This window comes from Streptomyces bathyalis (assembly GCF_015910445.1).
In the GTDB taxonomy this organism is placed as follows: domain Bacteria; phylum Actinomycetota; class Actinomycetes; order Streptomycetales; family Streptomycetaceae; genus Streptomyces; species Streptomyces bathyalis.
Genome location: NZ_CP048882.1, coordinates 4,181,805 through 4,202,915 on the forward strand (window position 1 = coordinate 4,181,805; position 21,111 = coordinate 4,202,915).

General features: G+C 67.1%; 18 protein-coding genes and 2 rRNA genes. 9 read left to right on the plus strand and 11 right to left on the minus strand.

Features of this window, described 5'->3' with window-relative positions:
- Nucleotides 1–258: 258 nt before the first annotated feature.
- The 3 genes from G4Z16_RS18165 to G4Z16_RS18175 all read left to right on the plus strand — a co-directional run bounded on the left by G4Z16_RS18165 (nucleotide 259) and on the right by G4Z16_RS18175 (nucleotide 4,435).
- A 23S ribosomal RNA gene (locus tag G4Z16_RS18165) occupies nucleotides 259–3,385 on the plus strand.
- 126 nt (nucleotides 3,386–3,511) lie between these two features.
- A 5S ribosomal RNA gene (rrf, locus tag G4Z16_RS18170) occupies nucleotides 3,512–3,628 on the plus strand.
- A 243-nt stretch (nucleotides 3,629–3,871) separates the two neighbouring features.
- Nucleotides 3,872–4,435 (plus strand): GNAT family N-acetyltransferase, encoded by a 564-nt coding sequence (locus G4Z16_RS18175; protein ID WP_197351796.1) that lies wholly within the window; start codon nucleotides 3,872–3,874, stop codon nucleotides 4,433–4,435.
- Here G4Z16_RS18175 and G4Z16_RS18180 read toward each other — a convergent pair.
- From G4Z16_RS18180 to G4Z16_RS18220, 9 genes are all read right to left on the minus strand, one after another.
- Complete coding sequence (locus G4Z16_RS18180; protein ID WP_246530925.1) at nucleotides 4,407–5,855, minus strand: site-specific integrase; 1,449 nt, start codon at nucleotides 5,853–5,855, stop codon at nucleotides 4,407–4,409. The genes G4Z16_RS18175 and G4Z16_RS18180 overlap by 29 nt on opposite strands.
- 2 nt (nucleotides 5,856–5,857) lie before the next feature.
- Entirely contained in the window at nucleotides 5,858–7,279 is a 1,422-nt protein-coding gene (locus G4Z16_RS18185) for an ATP-binding protein (RefSeq protein ID WP_197351797.1), read from the minus strand.
- Nucleotides 7,280–7,455: 176 nt separating this feature from the next.
- A complete protein-coding gene (locus G4Z16_RS18190) occupies nucleotides 7,456–9,021 on the minus strand; it encodes an SCO6880 family protein (RefSeq protein WP_197351798.1) in 1,566 nt (521 codons plus the stop codon).
- Nucleotides 9,018–10,334: a hypothetical protein gene (locus G4Z16_RS18195; protein WP_246530926.1), complete on the minus strand. Its 1,317-nt coding sequence runs from the start codon at nucleotides 10,332–10,334 to the stop codon at nucleotides 9,018–9,020. The genes G4Z16_RS18190 and G4Z16_RS18195 overlap by 4 nt, the downstream gene beginning before the upstream one ends.
- Nucleotides 10,324–11,181, minus strand: coding sequence for a DUF8175 domain-containg protein (locus tag G4Z16_RS18200; protein WP_197351799.1), 858 nt, complete (start codon nucleotides 11,179–11,181; stop codon nucleotides 10,324–10,326). The genes G4Z16_RS18195 and G4Z16_RS18200 overlap by 11 nt, the downstream gene beginning before the upstream one ends.
- A gap of 337 nt (nucleotides 11,182–11,518) precedes the next feature.
- Nucleotides 11,519–11,959, minus strand: a complete 441-nt coding sequence (locus G4Z16_RS18205) for a VOC family protein (RefSeq protein ID WP_197351800.1) — start codon at nucleotides 11,957–11,959, stop codon at nucleotides 11,519–11,521.
- A 201-nt stretch (nucleotides 11,960–12,160) separates the two neighbouring features.
- Nucleotides 12,161–12,979 carry a maleylpyruvate isomerase N-terminal domain-containing protein gene (locus tag G4Z16_RS18210; RefSeq protein ID WP_197351801.1) on the minus strand — a complete coding sequence of 273 codons (819 nt, stop codon included), beginning with the start codon at nucleotides 12,977–12,979 and terminating at the stop codon, nucleotides 12,161–12,163.
- Nucleotides 12,980–13,145: 166 nt separating this feature from the next.
- The gene (locus G4Z16_RS18215; RefSeq protein WP_197351802.1) at nucleotides 13,146–13,790 is read right to left on the minus strand and encodes an O-methyltransferase; all 645 of its coding nucleotides are present in this window, start codon (nucleotides 13,788–13,790) and stop codon (nucleotides 13,146–13,148) included.
- Nucleotides 13,791–14,103: 313 nt separating this feature from the next.
- Entirely contained in the window at nucleotides 14,104–14,412 is a 309-nt protein-coding gene (locus G4Z16_RS18220; RefSeq protein ID WP_197351803.1) for a hypothetical protein, read from the minus strand.
- A gap of 235 nt (nucleotides 14,413–14,647) precedes the next feature.
- Between G4Z16_RS18220 and G4Z16_RS18225 the strand changes: the two genes are divergently transcribed.
- Both G4Z16_RS18225 and G4Z16_RS18230 read left to right on the plus strand, forming a co-directional pair.
- Entirely contained in the window at nucleotides 14,648–15,565 is a 918-nt protein-coding gene (locus G4Z16_RS18225) for a C40 family peptidase (RefSeq protein WP_197351804.1), read from the plus strand.
- 312 nt (nucleotides 15,566–15,877) lie between these two features.
- Nucleotides 15,878–16,642, plus strand: a complete 765-nt coding sequence (locus G4Z16_RS18230) for a phosphatase PAP2 family protein (RefSeq protein ID WP_197351805.1) — start codon at nucleotides 15,878–15,880, stop codon at nucleotides 16,640–16,642.
- Between the two features lie 54 nt (nucleotides 16,643–16,696).
- On the opposite strand, the gene G4Z16_RS18235 is transcribed toward G4Z16_RS18230, so the two are convergent.
- On the minus strand, nucleotides 16,697–16,939 hold the full coding sequence (locus G4Z16_RS18235; RefSeq protein WP_197355071.1) for a hypothetical protein: 243 nt from the start codon (nucleotides 16,937–16,939) through the stop codon (nucleotides 16,697–16,699).
- Nucleotides 16,940–17,036: 97 nt separating this feature from the next.
- Here G4Z16_RS18235 and G4Z16_RS18240 point away from each other — a divergent pair, with 97 nt between their 5' ends.
- Together G4Z16_RS18240 and G4Z16_RS18245 are read left to right on the plus strand one after the other, a co-directional pair.
- Complete coding sequence (locus G4Z16_RS18240) at nucleotides 17,037–18,086, plus strand: hypothetical protein (RefSeq protein ID WP_484600482.1); 1,050 nt, start codon at nucleotides 17,037–17,039, stop codon at nucleotides 18,084–18,086.
- 145 nt (nucleotides 18,087–18,231) lie between these two features.
- Nucleotides 18,232–18,510 (plus strand): hypothetical protein, encoded by a 279-nt coding sequence (locus G4Z16_RS18245; protein ID WP_425508171.1) that lies wholly within the window; start codon nucleotides 18,232–18,234, stop codon nucleotides 18,508–18,510.
- Between the two features lie 224 nt (nucleotides 18,511–18,734).
- Here the strand turns inward: G4Z16_RS18245 and G4Z16_RS18250 are convergent, their stop codons facing one another.
- Entirely contained in the window at nucleotides 18,735–19,112 is a 378-nt protein-coding gene (locus G4Z16_RS18250; RefSeq protein ID WP_197351806.1) for a metal-sensitive transcriptional regulator, read from the minus strand.
- A 272-nt stretch (nucleotides 19,113–19,384) separates the two neighbouring features.
- Here G4Z16_RS18250 and G4Z16_RS18255 point away from each other — a divergent pair, with 272 nt between their 5' ends.
- On the plus strand, nucleotides 19,385–20,005 hold the full coding sequence (locus tag G4Z16_RS18255; protein WP_028437850.1) for a DUF47 domain-containing protein: 621 nt from the start codon (nucleotides 19,385–19,387) through the stop codon (nucleotides 20,003–20,005).
- 6 nt (nucleotides 20,006–20,011) lie between these two features.
- Complete coding sequence (locus tag G4Z16_RS18260) at nucleotides 20,012–21,007, plus strand: inorganic phosphate transporter (protein ID WP_197351807.1); 996 nt, start codon at nucleotides 20,012–20,014, stop codon at nucleotides 21,005–21,007.
- Nucleotides 21,008–21,111: the final 104 nt, after the last annotated feature.

Here is a 21,111-nt window from a genome sequence, read left to right on the forward strand (position 1 = left end):
AGCTCATGGGTGGAACGTTGACTATTCGGCACCGTCCTGTGGGGCGGTTGTGAGTAACTGCTTCGGCGTGGAAAGCAATCGGTCTGTGCGGGGTGGTGTTGGGCGCGCTGTTGGGTGTCTGAGAGTGCGGGCGCCGCCGCTGAGGTGGTGGTGTGTGTCTCTTGGTTGCCGGCCCTGGTGTACTTCGCCCTGTTTGGGGTGGGGGTGGTGGGTGGCTGGTTGTTGTTTGAGAACTGCACAGTGGACGCGAGCATCTGTGGCCAAGTTTTTAAGGGCGCACGGTGGATGCCTTGGCACCAGGAACCGATGAAGGACGTGGGAGGCCGCGATAGGCCCCGGGGAGTTGTCAACCGAGCTGTGATCCGGGGGTGTCCGAATGGGGAAACCCGGCAGTCGTCATGGGCTGTCACCCGCATCTGAATGTATAGGGTGTGTGGAGGGAACGCGGGGAAGTGAAACATCTCAGTACCCGCAGGAAGAGAAAACAACGGTGATTCCGGGAGTAGTGGCGAGCGAAACTGGATGAGGCTAAACCGTATGTGTGTGAGACCCGGCAGGGGTTGCATGTACGGGGTTGTGGGAGTTCTCTTGATCGGTCTGCCGGCCGGTCGGCGAGTCAGAAATTGTTGATGTAGGCGAAGGGTATGCGAAAGGCCCGGCGTAGAGGGTAAGACCCCCGTAGCTGAAATGTCGGCAACTTGTTTGAGGACCACCCGAGTAGCATGGGGCCCGAGAAATCCTGTGTGAATCTGGCGGGACCACCCGTCAAGCCTAAATATTCCCTGGTGACCGATAGCGGATAGTACCGTGAGGGAATGGTGAAAAGTACCGCGGGAGCGGAGTGAAAGAGTACCTGAAACCGTGTGCCTACAAGCCGTGGGAGCGTCGCGTGCCAAGCTTGCTTGGTGCGTCGTGACTGCGTGCCTTTTGAAGAATGAGCCTGCGAGTTTGCGGCATGTTGCGAGGTTAACCCGTGTGGGGGAGCCGTAGCGAAAGCGAGTCCGAAGAGGGCGTTTGAGTAGCGTGTTCAAGACCCGAAGCGGAGTGATCTAGCCATGGGCAGGGTGAAGCGGAGGTAAGACTTCGTGGAGGCCCGAACCCACCAGGGTTGAAAACCTGGGGGATGACCTGTGGTTAGGGGTGAAAGGCCAATCAAACTCCGTGATAGCTGGTTCTCCCCGAAATGCATTTAGGTGCAGCGTCGTGTGTTTCTTGCCGGAGGTAGAGCACTGGATAGGCGATGGGCCCTACCGGGTTACTGACCTTAGCCAAACTCCGAATGCCGGTAAGTGAGAGCGCGGCAGTGAGACTGTGGGGGATAAGCTCCATGGTCGAGAGGGAAACAGCCCAGAGCATCGACTAAGGCCCCTAAGCGTGTGCTAAGTGGGAAAGGATGTGGAGTCGCAGAGACAACCAGGAGGTTGGCTTAGAAGCAGCCATCCTTGAAAGAGTGCGTAATAGCTCACTGGTCAAGTGATTCCGCGCCGACAATGTAGCGGGGCTCAAGCACACCGCCGACGTCGTGTCACTCACATAGGTAGCCCTAACGGGTGTGTGGGTGGGTAGGGGAGCGTCGTGTGCCGGGTGAAGCAGCCGTGTAAGCGAGTTGTGGACGGTATGCGAGTGAGAATGCAGGCATGAGTAGCGATACATACGTGAGAAACGTGTGCGCCGATTGACTAAGGGTTCCTGGGTCAAGCTGATCTGCCCAGGGTAAGTCGGGTCCTAAGGCGAGGCCGACAGGCGTAGTCGATGGATAACCGGTTGATATTCCGGTACCCGTGGCAGTGCGCCAACGCTGAATCAGGTGATGCTAAGCCCGTGAAGCCCCCAGTGGTGTCCTTCGGGATGCTGCTGGTGTGGTGGAGCCGGCGGACCGAGCTTGTAGTAGGTGAGTGATGGGGTGACGCAGGAAGGTAGTCCAGCCCGGGCGGTGGTTGTCCCGGGGTAAGGGTGTAGCTCGGGGAGTAGGCAAATCCGCTCCCTGTTGAGGGTGAGACCTGATGCCGAGCCGATTGTGGTGAAGTGGATGATCCTATGCTGTCGAGAAAAGCCTCTAGCGAGTGCTGTTGCGGCCCGTACCCTAAACCGACTCAGGTGGTCTGGTAGAGAATACCGAGGCGTTCGGGTGAACTATGGTTAAGGAACTCGGCAAAATGCCCCCGTAACTTCGGGAGAAGGGGGGCCACGGCTGGTGATCCCACGTGCTGGGGGAGCTGGTGGTGGCCGCAGAGACCAGCGAGAAGCGACTGTTTACTAAAAACACAGGTCCGTGCGAAGCCGTAAGGCGATGTATACGGACTGACGCCTGCCCGGTGCTGGAACGTTAAGGGGACCGGTTAGTCACATTTCGGTGTGGCGAAGCTGAGAACTTAAGCGCCAGTAAACGGCGGTGGTAACTATAACCATCCTAAGGTAGCGAAATTCCTTGTCGGGTAAGTTCCGACCTGCACGAATGGCGTAACGACTTCTTGACTGTCTCAACCATAGGCCCGGTGAAATTGCACTACGAGTAAAGATGCTCGTTTCGCGCAGCAGGACGGAAAGACCCCGGGACCTTTACTACAGCTTGATATTGGTGTTCGGTTCGGTTTGTGTAGGATAGGTGGGAGACTGTGAAGCATTCGCGCCAGCGGGTGTGGAGTCGTTGTTGAAATACCACTCTGATCGTGCTGGATGTCTAACCTGGGTCCGTGATCCGGATCAGGGACAGTGTCTGGTGGGTAGTTTAACTGGGGCGGTTGCCTCCTAAAATGTAACGGAGGCGCCCAAAGGTTCCCTCAGCCTGGTTGGTCATCAGGTGGTGAGTGTAAGTGCACAAGGGAGCTTGACTGTGAGACTGACGGGTCGAGCAGGGACGAAAGTCGGGACTAGTGATCCGGCGGTGGCTTGTGGAAGCGCCGTCGCTCAACGGATAAAAGGTACCCCGGGGATAACAGGCTGATCTTCCCCAAGAGTCCATATCGACGGGATGGTTTGGCACCTCGATGTCGGCTCGTCGCATCCTGGGGCTGGAGTCGGTCCCAAGGGTTGGGCTGTTCGCCCATTAAAGCGGTACGCGAGCTGGGTTTAGAACGTCGTGAGACAGTTCGGTCCCTATCCGCTGCGCGCGTAGGAGTCTTGAGAAGGGCTGTCCCTAGTACGAGAGGACCGGGACGGACGAACCTCTGGTGTGCCAGTTGTTCCGCCAGGAGCATGGCTGGTTGGCTACGTTCGGGAGGGATAACCGCTGAAAGCATCTAAGCGGGAAGCCTGCTTCGAGATGAGGACTCCCACCCCCGTGTGGGGTTAAGGCTCCCGGGAGATGACCGGGTTGATAGGCCGGATATGGAAGACCCGTGAGGGTTGGAGTTGACCGGTACTAATAAGCCGAGGGCTTGACCACAGATTTGCTCGCGTCCACTGTGCGGTATCTGAAACAACAACCATTGTGCGGATACAACTGAACAGCGATAGTCGCTGACACACATGAGTTTTCCCCGGGCCGGGTTCCGGTATTCCGGGGGTGTGTTTCGGTGGTCATAGCGTGAGGGAAACGCCCGGTTACTTTCCGAACCCGGAAGCTAAGCCTTACAGCGCCGATGGTACTGCATGCGGGAGCGTGTGGGAGAGTAGGTCACCGCCGAACTATCTGTAGGAGAAGCCCCGTTGGAAGGGGTGGGACAACAACCCACACACACCAACGGGGCTTCTTCATGCCCAGACAACCTCGGGTCGACAGCAGTGTGCATGTGCGGGCGTCGTCGGGGAAAGCGGGGGGTCTGGGAGTGCACAAGGCGGGGTCGGCGTGGGGCGCCGGCCCCGCCGCTTCGTACCTCAAGAGCAGCGCAAATCGGTGCTGCGGCTTGTGCTGCTGCGGGAGTATCGGGTCATGGCGTACAAGATCCGGGCGGTGCTGGCCGAGGACTGGGAGTTGCTGCGGGAACTGCGGCTGGCCGCACTTGCCGACCCTGTGGCGTCAGTGGCCTTCAACGAGACGTATGAGCTGGTTGCTCTTCAGGATGACGAGTTCTGGCGTCGTCGTGCGGCGCAGGGGACGCAGGGGTTGCTCGCTGAGACGTTCATCGGGGAGGACGAGGCCAACGGCGGGCGCTGGGCCGGGAGTGCGACCGTGCTGGATGAGGGGGAGAGTGCGCACGTCGTCGGTGTCTATGTGCGGCCCGCGCACAGGGGGACGGGCCTGGCGGAGCAGTTGTTCCAGGCGGCGGAGGACTGGTCTTGTGAACGGCCCTACGTGCAGCGGATGGTGCTGCATGTCCATGAGCACAATCGGAGGGCCGAGGCGTTCTACCGAAGGATCGGGTTCGTGCGCACGGGCGGGTTCGTGAGTGACCCGAAGGCGCCCGTGCTGAAGGAATTCGAGATGATGCGGGAGTTGCCGCGTCGTTCCGCCCCGAGAGCCCTCCCTAGATCGGCAGTTGAAGGATCGTCGTGAGTGGTGGGCCGAGCCGGCCGGAGGATGACCGTGCGGCCATGCGCCGGCCGTGCTCGACCACGCTCTGGGCGAGTGCGTTGAGGATGGGCATCAACTCGGGGTCGTCGCCCACCACATAGAGCGTGCCCGTTTCGTCGATGAACGATTCCAGCGCGATTCGGTCAGCTCGTGCGGCCGTGCACGCGTTGCGGACGTGGAGCTGGGAGAGCGGGGAGAGGGCGCGGCGCACCAGCTCCGTGGCTTCCTTGCGGCGCTCGGGGTGGCCCGTGAGGGTGGCTTCGAGTTCGCCGGCGGCTCCGGGCGCTGCCTTGGGGTGGGTGCGGAGTGTCTGAATGGGATCGGCGGGGGCCGTCTTGGCGAGCGCCCAGCGGGCTACCTCGCGGAACGGCCGGTCGTCGAGGGCTGCCGCGTGGAGCCATGAGCGCAGGAGGGTCTCGGCTGCGGAGTGCATCTCCGCGTCGATGGGACGGGATGAGCGCAGCGGTGCGAGGAGCGCAGTGGCGCGTGCCGCCGCTGTGTTCCGGTCGGCGCAGCCGTGGTGCGGTGACCAGCGCAGGCGGTCAGGGGTGTCGCAGAGCTGGCCCGGGTCGAAGAGGTGCACAGGGCCGATCTTTGCCCTGGAGTCCTTGGTCGCCTCCCACAGAGCGATGTCGGACGTGGCGACGAGGACGGCTCCGGGAGCGTCCTGTACGCGGGTGTGCGTTGCTGCCATGTCGTCGAGGTCGTCAGTGGCGGTGGACCCCGTGTCTTCCTGAATCGGCTGGCTGAGCTTTGCGACGGGTGGGGTGGGAGCGGGTGCCGGCGGCGCGGCCGCCGCCACCGGCACTGCGGACTCGGTTGGCGGGGTCGGTTCCTGGGACGGCTCGGGCCGTACGTCGGTGTCGGGCACGGCGGCTTCCGCGGCGGACTGTGCGCGGCGGGCGGCGCGTACCGCGCGGGCTCGGGTGACGGTGCCGACGGCGAAGACGGTGAGGACGGCCAGTACGAGCAGCTGCCCGATGAACAGGCCCCAGAAGAGCCCGTATCCGGACAGCTGCGAAGGGTTCACGCCCGGCCAGGCGGCGGCCAGGTCCTTCGGGTCGGCTGCCAGGTCGCGCATCGCCATGGGGGTACGGGTGAAGGAGACGCCTTCAGGCCACGAGCCGTGGGCGAGGAGACCCGCGAGCCCGGTGGCGGTCCAGGTGAGGACGGTGGTGCCGAGGAGAAGCGCGAGCGCACCGACCAGGAGGCCGTCGGGGATGCCGCCTCCGCCCGCCCCACCTCGGGACGGACCGCGGCGAGGTAGGCGTGACGGGCCATGCGGATGCCATGACCGGTTGTCGAATCGTCCGCCGCCGGGGCGTCCGCTGCCATAGCCGTGTGCGCGGTCGTGCTCGTAGCCGTAGTCCCGGCCGTAGCCATGGTCGTAGTCGTACGGCATGGCTAGGCCACGGTGGAGTTGGAGGACGACGGAGACTGCTCGATCGCCAGGGCGCGGGCCTCTGCCTCGGCGTCCAGGTCGGCCTCCAGGGAAGCGTCGAAGTTCTCGGGCCCGGACGAGTTCTCCGTCATGGCGCGGTCGGTGAAGACCAGCGGCCGTTCCGCCTCCGTCACCAGGTGCTTGACGACCTGCACGTTGCCGTTGACGTCCCATACGGCGATGCCGGGCGAGAGCGTGGGGATGATCTCGACGGCCCATCGCGGCAGGCCGAGGACCTTGCCCGTTGCACGCGCCTCGTCGGCCTTCTGAGCGTAAATGGTTCGTGTAGAGGCCATCTTGAGGATCGCGGCGGCCTCGCGCGCCGCCGCTCCGTCGACGACGTCGGAGAGATGGTGGACCACCGCAACGAATGAAAGACCCAGCCGCCGGCCGAACTTGAGGAGCCTCTGGAAGAGCTGTGCCACGAACGGGCTGTTGATGATGTGCCAGGCCTCTTCGACCAGGAAGATGCGCTTCCTGCGGTCCGGCCTGATCCAGGTGTGCTCCAGCCATACGCCGACGATGGCCATCAGGATCGGCATGGCGATCGAATTGCGGTCGATGTGGGAGAGGTCGAAGACGATCAGCGGGGCGTCGAGGTCGATGCCGACTGTCGTCGGGCCGTCGAACATGCCGCGCAGGTCGCCGTCGACCAGCCGGTCCAGGACGAGGGCGACGTCGAGGCCCCAGGCCCGCACGTCGTCGAGGGCGACGTTCATCGCTTCCGCCGACTCCGGCTTGGGGTGGCGGAGCCGCTCGACGATGTCGGTGAGGACGGGCTGGCGGCCGGCCGTCGTCTCGTTGACGTAGCTGTGCGCCACCTTCAGCGCGAAACCCGATCGCTCGTCCAGGCCGTGGCCCAGGGCGACTTCGATGATCGTACGGAGAAGGGCCAGCTGCCCGGTGGTGGTGATGGACGGGTCGAGTGGGTTGAGGCGGATGCCCTGGTCGAGGGCTGCCGTCGGGTCGAGGCGGATGGGGGTGATGCCCATCTCCTCGGCGATGAGGTTCCATTCGCCGACGCCGTCCTCGCCCTGCGCGTCGAGCACGACGACCTGGCGGTCGCGGAAGCGGAGCTGACGCAGCACGTACGTCTTCTCCAGGGCCGACTTGCCGTTTCCGGATTCGCCCAGCACCAGCCAGTGAGGGGCGGGGAGTTGCTGTCCGTAGAGCTGGAAGGGGTCGTATATGTATCCCTTACCGCTGTAGACCTCGCGGCCGATGATGACACCGGAGTCGCCCAGGCCGGGAGCGGCCGTGGGCAGATACACGGCCTGGGCCTGGCCGGTGGAGGTACGCACGGGCAGCCTCGTCGTCTCGGTCTTGCCGAAGAGGAAGCTGGTGAAGGCGTCGGTGATTGCTGTGAGCGGGTCGAGCGCGGCCATGGGAGTCCCTCAGCCCCTTCCGCGGCGCATGCCGGTCGGAGACGTCACGGATGCGGCGGGCCGGACGACGTGCGGTGCGCCGGCGGGCGCCCGGTGACCCGGGGTCCGCCGGTGCGGCGAGTGGTCCGGACAACTGCCGTGCGGGCAGCGGCCGTTGGTCATCTTGCGCGTCCTCCTCAGCGCCGGATACCGGTCGCGAACGGCAGCGTGTTGACGAATGCCCGGTGATGCTCCCTGTCGCACCACTCGAGCTTCAAGTAGCTCTTTCCGGCCGAGGCGCGGATCGTCCGCTTGTCACGGGCCAGCGAATCCGCCGAGCGCGAGGAGACCGTGATGTAGCCGACGAGGTTGACTCCCGCCGCGCCCGACGCCAGATCCTCACCGCGCTGGTCGACGCGGCCGTGCGCCGCGACGTCGCGAGGGTCGATGGTGCGGTTCATCTTCGCCTGCCGGCTGGCCTCGGCGTCGTCGTTGGTCTTCTCGGTCAGCATCCGCTCGATTGCCAGCTCCGTCGGCTCCAGGTCCATGGCGACCGACACCGTACGGATCACGTCCGGGGTGTGAACGAGAAGCGGGGCAAGGAAGTTGACGCCCACCGGCGTCATCGGCCACTCCTTCACCCATGCCGTCGAATGGCACCACGGTGCGCGGGTCGAGGACTCCCGCGTCTTGGCCTGAAGGTACGTCGGCTCCATCGCGTCCAGCTCGGCCGGCCAGGCGTTGCGCTTCGACATGGCCTGGAGATGGTCGATGGGGTGGTCCGGGTCGTACATGGAGTGGATCAGCGACGCCAAGCGTGCCTGGCCCAGCGGCTGGCGCACGCGGATGTCCGCCTCCGTCAACCGGGCGCAGATGTCGGTCAGTTCGCGGGCCATGATGATCGCGAGGCCCTCGTCCTTCGTCAGCTTCCTGCCGGAACGACCCGCCGAGCGCTGGGCCGCCTTGGCGATCGTGGCGCCCTCCGCGGCGAGTTCACGCCCGTAGTGCATGCACGCGACGAGATACGCGCGGTGCTGCTCGCTGGAGGTGGAGACCATCGACTGGAGCTGGTCGTAGGAGTCGCGCAGCCAGGGCGCGGAGCGCTCGTCCCCGCGCTGCTCGACGTCCTTGGCGTGTGCGTCCGGGTCGGCGGGCAGCGTACGGGCCAGCATCTGCAGGCGCGTGACGAAGCCGTCGCCGTTGGCGACGTGCTTGAGGAGGGTGCCGAAGCGGTCGACGAGGGCCTCTTGGTCCTCGCTGTCGCGGAGGCCCACGCCCGGCCCCTCGATCTCGATGCAAGCCGTGACCGTACGGCGGTCCGCGTGCAGCAGCACCGCCAGCTCGTCCGGGCCGAAGGGCGCGGTGAGCCAGTTGATGCGCCCGACGCCGGGCGGCGGGCCGACCTCCACCTCGCGCCCGTCCAGGTACGTGCCGGCCTCGGCGGCGTCCGAACGGTACGTGGCCCCTCCGCTGCGCAGCATCCTGCGGTACGAGCGGTTGATCTCGAACCACTTGTAGAAGGTGCGGCCCTTGAACGGCACGTAGATCGCCGCGAGCGACAGCATCGGGAAGCCGAGGAGGGCCGGGATGCGGAACGCGAGCACGGGGATCAGCAGGCCGCTCATCATGCCGAGGAACGCGCCCGCGATGATCAGGCCGATCTCGCCTGTCTCCCGGTTCTTGCCGATCACCGCGTTGGGCCGTGCCCGGCCGATCATGTACGTGCGGCGCGGAGCGGCGGCGGCGTGGGATGCCGTCGTCACCTGCGGTCACCTCCGGTGCGGTTGCCGCCGCCATTCTTGGCCGGGCGGTTCGGTGCGGAACGGTCGTACGTGCGTGGGGCGGGCGGTGCCTGCGGGCGGGGAGCGTCGCCGCTGCCGCCGCGGGAGCTGTGTGCGGCCACGCCGCCGGACACCTGGCCGGCGGGTTGCTGCTTGGCACCGGAGTCGCCTCCGGACCCGGACTGGCCGCCTCCGCCACGGGCGCTGTGCGTGTTGATGCCCTGCCGTACGAGTGCGGCGGGCGAGGACACGACCGCCGCGGCGGAGCGGGATGCCGGATCGCGGGAGGCGTTGCGGTGGTTGACGATCTCGTCGCCGAAGCCGGGGACGAAGCGGTAGATCATGGCGCTCGCGAAGATCGCCAGGAGGATGATGGAGAGGCCGGAGACGATCGCCGAGAAGGCGTCCGGGCCGTCGGACGAGGACAGCGCGCCGGCCAGCCCGAGAACGATCACGATCACCGGCTTGACGAGGATGACCGCGATCATGATGCCCGCCCAGCGGCGGACGTGGCCCCACATGTTCTTGTCGACCAGGCCCGCGTAGACGGCCGTACCGAGCAGTGCACCCACGTACAACAGGGCCGCCCTGACGACCAGTTCGAGATAGAGGACGCCCGCGGCGAGCACGGAGATGAGCGAGACGACGATCAGCATGATCGGACCGCCGCCGATGTCGTTGCCGTCCTTGAGCGCTTCGGAGAACGTTCCGAAGAACTTGTCCGTCTGGTCGGAGGTGCCGGCCGCGACGACGTCGGTGACTGCGTCCGTGGCCGAGACGACGGTGTAGAGGATGAGCGGCGTGAACGCCGACGCGATGACGGTCAGCCAGAGGAAGCCGATCGCCTCGGTGATGGCCTCGACGAAGGGCACGCCGCGGATCGCGCGCTTGGCGACGGCGAGCAGCCAGATGGTGAGCGTGAGGATCGTCGACGCGGCGAAGACGACGGCGTATTGGCGCAGGAACTCGGGGTTGGTGAAGTCGACGTTCGTCGTCTTGTTGACGAGCTCGGAGAGCTGTTCGACGGTCCAGGAGGCGGCTTTGGCGCAGCCCTTGGCGAGGGACGACAGCGGGTCGAGCGTGCTGGCGGGGTCGGGGGCCCCGCCCCCGCCTCCTCCGCCGTTGTCGCCCTTTTCGCAGTACTCCTTGGCGGGGCCTGCCACCAGCTCACACGGGTCATCCTCCGGAGCAGAGGGTGCCGCGGCGGCGCGACCCGCGAACAGCAAGAGGGCAGTAGGCACCCCCGCCACAAGGCTGGCAAGTTGAAGCGCCCGGTGGCTACGACTAGCGCGCATAGGTGAAGCCTCCGAACTCGTCTACCGCCTTGCTGATTTCCTCAGCTCCGGAGATGGGGCTGTCGCCGTTCACCGGGGTCGGTCCGTCCTTCTGCGTGGAGTCAACGACCTTCCAATCCCCGTCCGTCCACTTCAACTTGAAGGTGACGGTGAACCAGCTGTTCTTCACCGGCTTGGTCGAGTCCTCCCCGGCAACGCCGAAGAGTCCTGAGCACCACACTGCAACCGTGGCCGCATCGCTGTCGAAGCTCCGCACGGTCGTACCCGCGGGCATTGTCCGGTTCACGAAGGTCGACCCGGCCGGCGCCTTGCCTTCGTCGTCGATGCCGATCTTCTTGTTCAACTCGTCGCTGTAGTCCGCGTCGAAGCCCTTTTGCAGCTGCTTCAGTGAGCCAGGGGCACTGACCGCTTCGACGATCTGGTGACGGCTGTCCTTGCTGAACATCCCGTCGCCGCCGAGCGCCACCGCGTAGTTCGCCGCCGCGCTCTCCGCGCCCTGTTGCGACTGGGGGAAGCCGGACGCGATGCCGCCCTTCCCGCCCTTGACCGGTTTCTGTCCCGTGGGGGCCGTCGGTTGGGCTTCGCTGCCTTCCTTGGCGCTCGAGTCGTCGCCGCCCCCGCCCCCGCTCTGGTTGGCGAAGGCGATCGCCGCGATCAGCAGGACGACGACGCCGACGATCGTGACGATGCTGCGTCCCGGGCGCGCGGGTGGTCTGCCGCCGCCCTCACTGCCCGGAAGCCGCGTTCGGGTCGTGGTGAGGCCGGCCGGACCGCGGCCGAAACCCCCGGCCGTGCCCTCGTCGCCCGTACGGTCGCGCTCGCCGTACCCCTCGCCGCCGATGCTCATCCCGGACGTGCCCCCTCGAACCTCATACTCAGTCAACTGTCGTCAGTGCATTGTCTCCTCAAACGAAGGTAGCTGTGTCACTGGCCGTACGGGGCACCTGTGGACAACGGGTGACGCAGCGTCTTGCCATGCGGTACGCCTGTTGCCCCATGCGTCTCACTAGGCACGTCCAGCCTCGCCGTCGTCACGGCTGCCGAAGGGGGCGCGCGGGGGCGTACAGGGGCGCCGGGGTCCCCAAAGGCCTGTCAGGAACCGAGTAGCTGCACCCGTGTGCGTCATGTGCGTCCACGGTTCACCGAGCAGGCCCCGTGCGACGCGAACCGGCCCTGACGGTCCGCTAGTCGGCCGGACCGAGGCGTACGCGGCCCGAATCGTCCACGGACCAGCCGGGGTTGTAGCAGATCTCCCAGATCACGCCGTTGGGGTCGGCGACATGACCGTGGTAGCCGTCGAAGACCGGGACGGGCTGCGGGGACTTGATCAGGCGTGCGCCGGCGGCGACGGCCGAGTCCACCACGCTGTCCACGGCTTCGCGGCTGTCGACGTTGTGTGCCAGTGTCACGCCCGAAGTGCTCGTCTCCGGCACGGCGTCGGCGATGTCCTCGCGGAACTTCTCCGCCTCGAAGAAGCCGAGCACGAGGCCGGGGCCCGTCTGGAAGAAGATGATCTCCCCGGGCACGTCGGCGAGCGGTTCCCACCCGAGTCCGTCGCGGTAGAAGCGACGGGCGGCGTCCAGGTCCCGCGTCGCGAGCGTGATGAAGTGGGTGCGCTGATCCATGCGGTGAGTTTGGCATGGTTGCGCGTGTGAGCAGCCGATTTCGCCGTTCGCGCCCGCGCGACGAACGAACTGGCCGATCGCCTCCGCGAGTTCCCCGGCTCCTACGAGCCCGCGCTTCGTCCACAGGCTGTGGATATCGTGGCCGACCGTCCGACGACCCGGCTGTCCACGCCCACGACCAGACACGTCCGCTCCCCGGTGTCAGAAGCCGACGCGCTCCAGCCAGAAGTCCAACAGCTCCCGGTCGCCCAGCACTTCGACGCGTTCATCGGTGGGCGGAAGGCGCCGGGTGAGGACGAGGAGCAGGTCGGCGACCGGACCGCGTACAGCGGTTGTCGCCTTCTCGTGGGCCCGGGTCCAGCCGAACCCCTCCTTCCCGATGCGGATCAGCCACTCCGCCGCGTCGGACTGCGAGGTGTCCGTCGCGTGCAGGTGGAGAGAGTCACCGTCGCGTTCGGCCAGAGTGCGCATTGCGGGCCACCACCTCAACGCCGCTCCGCTGGAGGTGAGTTCGAGGAATTCGTCCATGCCGTCGGCCGCCAGTTCCGGCGAGGCCTCGAACTTGCCGCCCGTGGCCTGGGCCGCGTCCGCCCGGTGGACGAGCGTTTCGAGGGTCCTGCGCCGGGCCCAGAAGAAGGCGCGGTCCTCACCGGTGAGTGTCCACACCGGAGAGTCCTCGCCGGCCAGCCGCAGTTCGTCCGAGACCTGCCGCGCGCATGCGGAGAGCCACTCGCCGAGCAGTTCCGCGTACGTGTCCGTTGCGGCGGCCTCTGCGAGCTCGGCGGGACCGCCGTAGCCGGGAACGGTGTCCGGCCGGACGAACGTGTCTGCCCGCGTCCGTACGAGCTGCGCCGCACGAAGGTGGTCGCTGCCCAGGTGGATGGTCAGATCGCGCAGTGTCCAGCCGGGGCAGGCAGGGACCGGTGCGTCGAGCTGGCCGGGCTTCAGGGTCTCCCGGAAGAGGCGGTTCTGCTCGACGATCTCGGTGCAGTAGCGCTCGAAGACGGTGGCGTCGGTCATGTGTGCAGCCTACGAGCAGCACCCGGCGGCGGGCCGGAAACCGTGATCAAGGCCTCGCGGAGGTGTCGGAGTCCCGGACCCCGCCCGCGTCCGCTCCGGCCGCTGCGGCTTCCGGTCCCGCCGTTACCCGCTTCAGGTCCGGGAGTTGACGCCTCCGGCCCGGGAGTTAACGCTTCCGCGCCAGCGTGACCCCGTCACGCAGCGGGAGCATGACCGACTGGACGCGGCTGTCGGCCGTGATCGTGTCGTTGATCTGGCGGATGGCCCGGTCGGCCTCGTCCTGCGCCGAAGGGTCGACGACGCGGCCACCCCTCAGCACGTTGTCCAGGACGATCAGACCGCCCTGGCGCATCCGCGGGACCAGCTCCTCGTAGTACGTCGGGTAGCCGGTCTTGTCGGCGTCGATGAAGGCGAAGTCGACGGCCTCGTCGCTCGGAAGAGCCCGCAGCGTCCGGTCGGCCGGGGCGAGGCGCAGGTCGATGCGGTCGGCCAGCCCGGCGCGCTCCCAGTACCGGCGTGCCACCGACGTCCACTCCTCGGAGACGTCGCACGCCAGCAGGCGGCCGCCCTCGCTGAGGCCGCGGGCGATGCAGATGGAGGAGTAGCCGGTGAAGACGCCCACCTCAACGGCGAAGGAAGCCTTGGTGAGTTGGACGAGCATCGTGAGGAACTCGCCCTCGTCGTGCGAGATCTGCATCGTCGTGCCCGGTTCCAGCTGGTGCGTCTCCTCGACGAGGTCACGGAGAATGTCGTCGGAGGGGGAGGCGTGGGCGAGCAGGTAGTCCTCGAGGGCGGGATTGACGATGTCCATGCGTCTCCGGAGTTCTCGTCGTGCCGTCAGCCCGGGGGAGGCGCTGAGATGGCGTGGAAGCGGGCGGTGGGCAGCGGCTTGTGAGCCGGCCGGGACTCGAGTTGGCCGGGGCTCAAGTGATGCGGAAGGGACGGCAGTTGCGGGGGCGGCAGGCTGGTTCGGAATCCGGGGTGACCGAAGTCACCGTCAGGAATGGTCGGCGCGGAGGGACGCGGCCCGTCGGCGCCCGCGCACGGCGACCCCGGTGGTGGGGCAGTCAACTCACCCACCCCCAGTGCCGGTTCTGCCGGCACCCGACCGCGGGCCGGGCGCGCTATACGGCCATCCCGTAGACGATCGTGAAGAGAGTGCCGAGCGATCCGATGATGAATACGCCGGTCAGGCCCGCGACGATGAGGCCCTTGCCCTGCTCGGCGCTGAAGGTGTCGCGAAGTGCCGTGGCACCGATCCGCTGTTTCGCCGCGCCCCAGATGGCGATGCCCAGGCAGAGGAGGATGGCTATGGCCATGACCACCTCGACCATCACGCGGGCCTCGTTGCCCAGTGACCCGAACGGACCCCAGTCGGGCGCGATTCCGCCGATGATGGTGGTGATATCGCCCTTGTCGGCCGCCAGAAACATGGTGAACTCACCGCCCCATGTCGGAGATTGAACCTGCAGTCAGGGAATGAAGGTTGAGTGAGGATACGGCGCGCGTGTTCGGCACGCCCAATCGGATTCTGTCATGAGTCGGACGGGATGGGCAGTGAACCACGCTGGCATGAGGGATGGTTGAGTGGTGCGGGTGCGTGGTGCGGGACGTAGGAAGGTCTGGCTGCTGGGTGTCGGCGGCGGGTTAGGGCTGTTCGCCGCCTTCATGACACTCCTGATCGTCGGTACGTATGTGGCGGCGGCTCACCTCGGCGGCGGCGGACGTGTCGTCGGGCTGGCCAAGGGCGCGGTACCGACGGCGTATCAGAGCCTTGTGCAGAAGTGGGGCTCGCTGTGCCCGGCGCTGAATCCGGCGCTGCTGGCCGCGCAGCTCTACCAGGAGAGCGGCTGGCGGGCCGACGCCCGAAGCGGAGCGCAGGCACAGGGCATCGCCCAGTTCATTCCCGGGACTTGGGCCACGCACGGTATCGACGGGGACGGTGACGGCGACCGCGACGTATGGGACCCGAAGGACGCCATCCCCTCCGCGGCCAGCTACGACTGCAAGCTGGCCTCGTACGTGAAGGACGCGGCGGGCGACCCGACGGAGAACATGCTGGCCGCCTACAACGCCGGCGCGTACGCGGTGATCAAGTACGGGGGCGTGCCGCCGTACCGCGAGACGAAGAACTACGTGTCCACCATCCGGAAGATGGAGCAGAGCTTCGCTTCCACCAAGGGACGCGTCGACCCGTCCAGGCGGGCGGCCGGAGCCATCTACTACGCGCAGAAGAAGCTCGGCACGCCCTATCTGTGGGGCGGCAACGGAACACCGGAACAGGGCGGGCGGTTCGACTGCTCGGGTCTGACGCTGGCCGCGTACAGGAGCGTCGGCGTTCAGCTGCCGCGCGTTGCCAACGACCAGTGGAACAGTGGACCGCACCCCAAGCGCGACGAACTGCTCCCCGGCGACCTGGTGTTCTTCGGCTCCGACATGAACAACTCACGCTCCATCGACCACGTCGGCATCTACGTCGGCGGCGGTCACATGATCAACGCGCCCTACACGGGGGCGAAGATCCGCTTCGACCCGATCGACACCCCCAATTACTTCGGGGCGACGAGGCCGAGCGGCGACGGGTGAACCGACAGGGCTGACGACACGTCACACCACCGGACAAGTGTGCTGCGGGTGGCAGCAGGTGGAGCCGGGAGGGTGGTGTGCAGAAACGTGTAATCATTGCGGGACGGTGCGTGAGGAAACCAGCCTGAGCTGGGCAGACCGGTCACCCTTCGATAACCATCGGGTGATCGTTCGGTAGACCCCGGAACGGGGGGCGCGCCAACTGGCGTTCCCTTTACGGCGGAAGGCCACTTCCGCATCTGGGGCCACGGGGGCACGGGGGTCGACGGCGGCACGAGACCACGAGCACAGCAGAGTGAGGTCAGCATCACGATGGCAGTTTGGGACGACCCGGATGTCGATCTGCTCTACGAGATCAACGGTCTGGCCGAGTCCGCCCCCGGCTGGGCGGACCGCACCATGCAGTTCGTCGGTCAGTACGGGGTCTTCGCCGGGCTCGCGCTGCTCGGAATCCTGGCGTGGTGGCGCGTCGGGCGCCGCAAGGAGACGCGGGAAGAGGCGGTCGCCGCTTTCGCCGGCCTGATGTGGACGCCGCTCGCCGCCGGAGTGGCCCTGCTGGTGAACATCCCGATCCGAGGGCTCGTCCAGCGGCCCCGTCCCTTCGTCGAACACAAGGGCCTCGACGTGCTCGTGCGGCGCGTGGACGACTTCTCGTTCGTCAGCGACCACTCCACGCTGGCCATGGCTCTGGCCGTGGGCATCTTCATGGTTCACCGCCGGTACGGGCTGCTGGGGATCCTCCTCGCCGTGCTCGTCGGCTTCAGCCGCGTCTACTTGGGCGTTCACTACCCGACCGATGTGGTCGGCGGGCTCGCTCTCGGCGCGGCGGTGGCACTCCTGCTCGCCCCGGTCGCGATCTGGGTGCTGACCCCGCTCGCGCGGTCGCTCGCCCGCTCGACGCGTGCGGGCGCGATCGTCTGGGTGGGGCCCACGAGGCACGAGGCACGCGAGAAGGTCACCTCGGCACTGCGGGAGGAGCCGGTGGAGCAGGCGTCCGGGGCCTCTGATTCCGGCTCCGGTACCGAGCCGGCGCAGCGCCGCCGCGGCGGTCCCGACGACAGCGATCTGGCCGCGTAGCCGAAACCGGCACCCGGCCTGTGCTCAGGGGCATCTGCCCCCCCCGGGCCGGAATCAGAGGGAGCCGCGCACTCCTTCTTCCCCAGCGCTGTCGTCGTCGGCGACACGCTCGCCTTCGCCGCCTTCGGCCCGCCCGCCGTGCGCCTCCGCGTCGGCGCGGGACACCTCTCTCGCGCGGCGGGCCGGACCGATCCAGCCGCAGGTACAGCGCGCGTGACTGAAGGCGCCCCGCTCGACCGTTGACGTGCGGTGACCGTCCTGGCCAGGGGCCTCGTCCCGCTCGGTTCGCTGTCGCACCTGCCAACCGTATCCGTCCCCCGTGACGGTCGGCCCGGGCCTGTCGTTAAGGGATCGAATCCCGCGAACAGAGCGCTTGTTGGGGGCCGGCAGAACGATGGTTGCGCAGTGGCTGGGGGCACGCCCCCCGGCTCCCCCGGGGGATCCCCTACTCGGGCCGAGAGGTCGTGGGGGTGGGCGCAGGCACGCGTGGATCACTCTCGTCGCGGCTGTTGCCGCAGGAGCTTCGCTGCTCCTGGCCACGGGGTGCACGGACGACGGGACGGCCGCCGCCAGCGACAAGAATCGGCAGGGTTCGTCCGGTGATCCGGGAGCGGGGTCGCGCGCGGCGCACGGAACGGCCGGATCACCCGGCCACCCGGTTCCCTCCGACCCCCGCAAGGCCGTGACGGCGGCGGCCGAGGCCCTGGCCGGGTACGGCACTTCACGTACCCGCACGTCCATGTCGATGGCGAGCGGCGGCACCCGTCTCGCCGTCGAGGGCGAGGGCGGCTTCGACTACGGCAAGGGGGAGGGCAGCCTCACCGTGCGGCTTCCGGAGGGAACTTCGGGTGCGCGGCCCGGTGAGCGCCGTACCGTCACGGAACTCGTCGTCCCCGGCGCGCTCTACATGAAGAACCGGGGCGCGGGAGTGCCCGACGGGAAGTGGGTGCGCGTGGACACGAACGAGCTCGCCGACGGGAATCTGATCACCGCCGGTGCGACCGACCCGGTGAGCGCGGCGGAACTGCTCCGAGGCGCGCGGCAGGTGAGGTACACCGGGAAGGTGCGCGCTGCCGGCGGCGCGGTGCTGCGGCGCTACCGCGGCACCCTCGACCTGGGCGATGCGGCGCGGGCGGCGTCCCCGCACCGGCGGGGTCAACTGAAGGCGGCGGCGCACGGATTCTCGGAGAGAACCGTCCCGTTTGACGCGCAGATCGATGGGCAGGGGCGCCTCCGGAAGGTTCGGCATCTGTTCACCTTTGCGGGCGGTGCGCCGGGCGGCCGGGACGGGACGGAGTCCGGCTCCGGGGCGGACGCCGCCGGCGGCCCCGACGACGGAGTCGCTGTCGCGTCGACCACGTGGTTCCACGGCTACGGTGCGCACGTGAAGGTCGTGATGCCGGAACCGGAGGACATCTACGCGGGAAAGATCGCGCCCTTCTAGGCGTCTTGGACCGGGTTCGCACGGCACGCTGCGGCTGCGGTGACGAGTGCGAAATGGTTCGGAATTGCCATGTGCGGAGGGTGCGTCCATCCCTACTGTGGGGATACACGAGGAGGTGGTGCGTGTGCCTGGAGGCGTTCCCGGTGTGCCCGGACGTGGTCCGCGGGGTTCTGTGGTCCAGGATCACGTGGCCCTCGCCGAGATCGAGCTGTGCGGCGAGCTGATGATCGCGGCTTCCGCGGCGGAGGCCGCCGGCGAGGAGCGGCTGAGTCTCGCGCGCATCGACGAGGTTCTCGGCACCGTGCCCGGTGAGGTGGACGAGGGTGCCTGGAAGGCGGCACCGCGGCCGGGTCCGCGATGCTCGGCGTCCTCCAGACCCGCACAGGCCGGACGGTCCACTCAGCCTTCCGGGCAGCGAAGCTGAACCCGTAGGAACTCCCAGGACCGGTGCGAGCCCGCACTTGAGCGGAAGTTGAGCTCCGCCGCGAATGCTTCCTGTGTGATCCGTCACTGAGAGCGGTGTGCGGACGCGCCTTTATCCACGCCTCGGGTACGCCCCGTACGCCCTCGCACCTTTGGCCCGTTCCGTCAGTATTCCGTCGGCCCTGATGCCTTCTCGCCCCGTTCGCCCGCCCCTCGATCTAGAACTCACGTGCGCAGCAGGCGAGCGATGGCGGCTGTGGCCTCCTCCACCTTCTCGTCCATCTCCGCGCCGCCCTCCTTCGCGGCGTGCGCGACGCAGTGGCGCAGATGCTCCTCGAGCAGCTGCAGGGCGAAGGACTGGAGTGCCTTCGTCGACGCGGAGACCTGCGTGAGGACGTCGATGCAGTAAACGTCCTCGTCGACCATGCGCTGCAGACCGCGCACCTGGCCCTCGATGCGGCGGAGCCGCTTGAGATGGGCGTCCTTGTCCTTGCTGTAGCCGTGTTCGCCGGTGGCCGCGTGTGCCGAGCACTGGTCGTCCGTGCCGGCGCCGCCGTGTGCGTCGGCGGCGCCCGGATCTCCGGAGGTGGCGGGTTTCGTCATGGGTCCTCCGATAGTCGTCGGGCGGCCTCGGAGAGGGGCGTCCGGGAAGAGCCGATGGCCGGAAATGTACGGTCCGGAGGCCCGGGCCGGGTCGGACAACTGGGCCGGTACCTGCGAGGAACATACCCCTCGTGGGTATATCGTAGCGGATTCGGGGAGGGCGCTTCAGGGCACAAGCAGCTATGGGCGACACTGTCTGAGGCCGCCTCGTGTGGCCGGATGATGTGCTTAGCATCAGCCAGACCGTTTCCGATGCACCCCGAGGATCTCCAGTGCGCTTTCGTCTGACCCCCAGGGAGACGAGCTTCTACGACATGTTCGCGGCGTCCGCGGACAACATCGTCACCGGCTCGAAGCTCCTCATGGAACTGCTCGGGGCGGAGTCCTCCGCTCGCGCCGAGATCGCCGAACGTATGCGGGCGGCGGAACACGCTGGCGACGACGCGACGCACGCGATCTTCCACCAGCTCAACTCGTCCTTCATCACGCCGTTCGACCGGGAGGACATCTACAAGCTGGCCTCCTCGCTCGACGACATCATGGACTACATGGAGGAGGCCGTCGATCTTGTCGTGCTCTACGAGATCGAGGATCTCCCCAAGGGCATCGAGCAGCAGATCGAGGTGCTCGCGCGGGCCGCGGAGCTGACCGCCGAAGCGATGCCGCACCTGCGCACGATGGACAACCTCACCGAGTACTGGATCGAGGTCAACCGGCTGGAGAACCAGGCCGACCAGATCCACCGCAAGCTGCTCGCGTACCTCTTCAACGGCAAGTACGACGCGATGGAAGTCATGAAGCTCAAGCAGGTCGTGGACGTGCTCGAGGAGGCCGCCGACGCGTTCGAGCACGTCGCGAACACGGTCGAGACCATCGCGGTCAAGGAGTCCTGACCACCTGTGGACACGTTCGCTCTGGTCGTGACCATCGGGGTCGCGCTCTTCTTCACGTACACCAACGGTTTCCACGACTCGGCGAACGCCATCGCCACGTCCGTCTCCACGCGTGCCCTGACGCCGCGCGCCGCGCTGGCCATGGCCGCCGTGATGAACCTGGCGGGCGCCTTCCTGGGCAGCGGCGTCGCGCAGACGGTGAGCAAGGGTCTGATCGAGACCCCGCACGGCCAGAACGGTATGGCCATCCTCTTCGCGGGGCTCGCGGGCGCGATCGTATGGAACCTGATCACCTGGTACTTCGGGCTGCCGTCCTCGTCCTCGCACGCCCTCTTCGGCGGCCTGGTGGGAGCGGCGCTGGCGGGCGGCACGGCTGTCATCTGGACGGGCGTGGTCGAGAAGGTCGTGCTCCCGATGTTCATCTCGCCGATCGTCGGGATGGTCCTCGGCTATCTGGTGATGGTGGGCATCCTGTGGTTCTTCAGGCGGTCCAACCCGCACCGGGCCAAGCGGGGATTCCGCATAGCGCAGACGGTCTCCGCCGCGGGAATGGCACTCGGGCACGGTCTGCAGGACGCGCAGAAGACCATGGGCGTCGTGGTGATGGCGCTGACCATCGCCGATGTGCAGGAGGGCAAGGGCATCCCGCTGTGGGTCAAGTTCGCCTGCGCGGGGATGCTTTCGCTCGGTACGTACGCCGGCGGCTGGCGCATCATGCGGACGCTGGGGCGCCGGATCATCGAACTCGACCCGCCGCAGGGCTTCGCCGGTGAGACCACGGCGGCGTCCGTGATGTACACGGCGTCCTTCATCTTCGACGCGCCGATCTCCACGACGCACGTCATCACCTCCGCGATCATGGGCGTCGGGGCGACGAAACGTGTCTCCGCGGTGCGTTGGGGCGTGGCGAAGAACATCGTCATGGGCTGGTTCATCACGATGCCCGCGGCGGCGCTCGTGGCGGGGCTCTGTTACGGGATCATCCTGTTGTTCTTCGGCTGAGACAGCCGCGTCCCAGAGACGTTGCTGCAGGCGCGAAACGTGTGCGGGCTCGCCCCCGGTGGTGTCGGGGACGAGCCCGCCGCCTTGCGGTGGCACCGCCATGC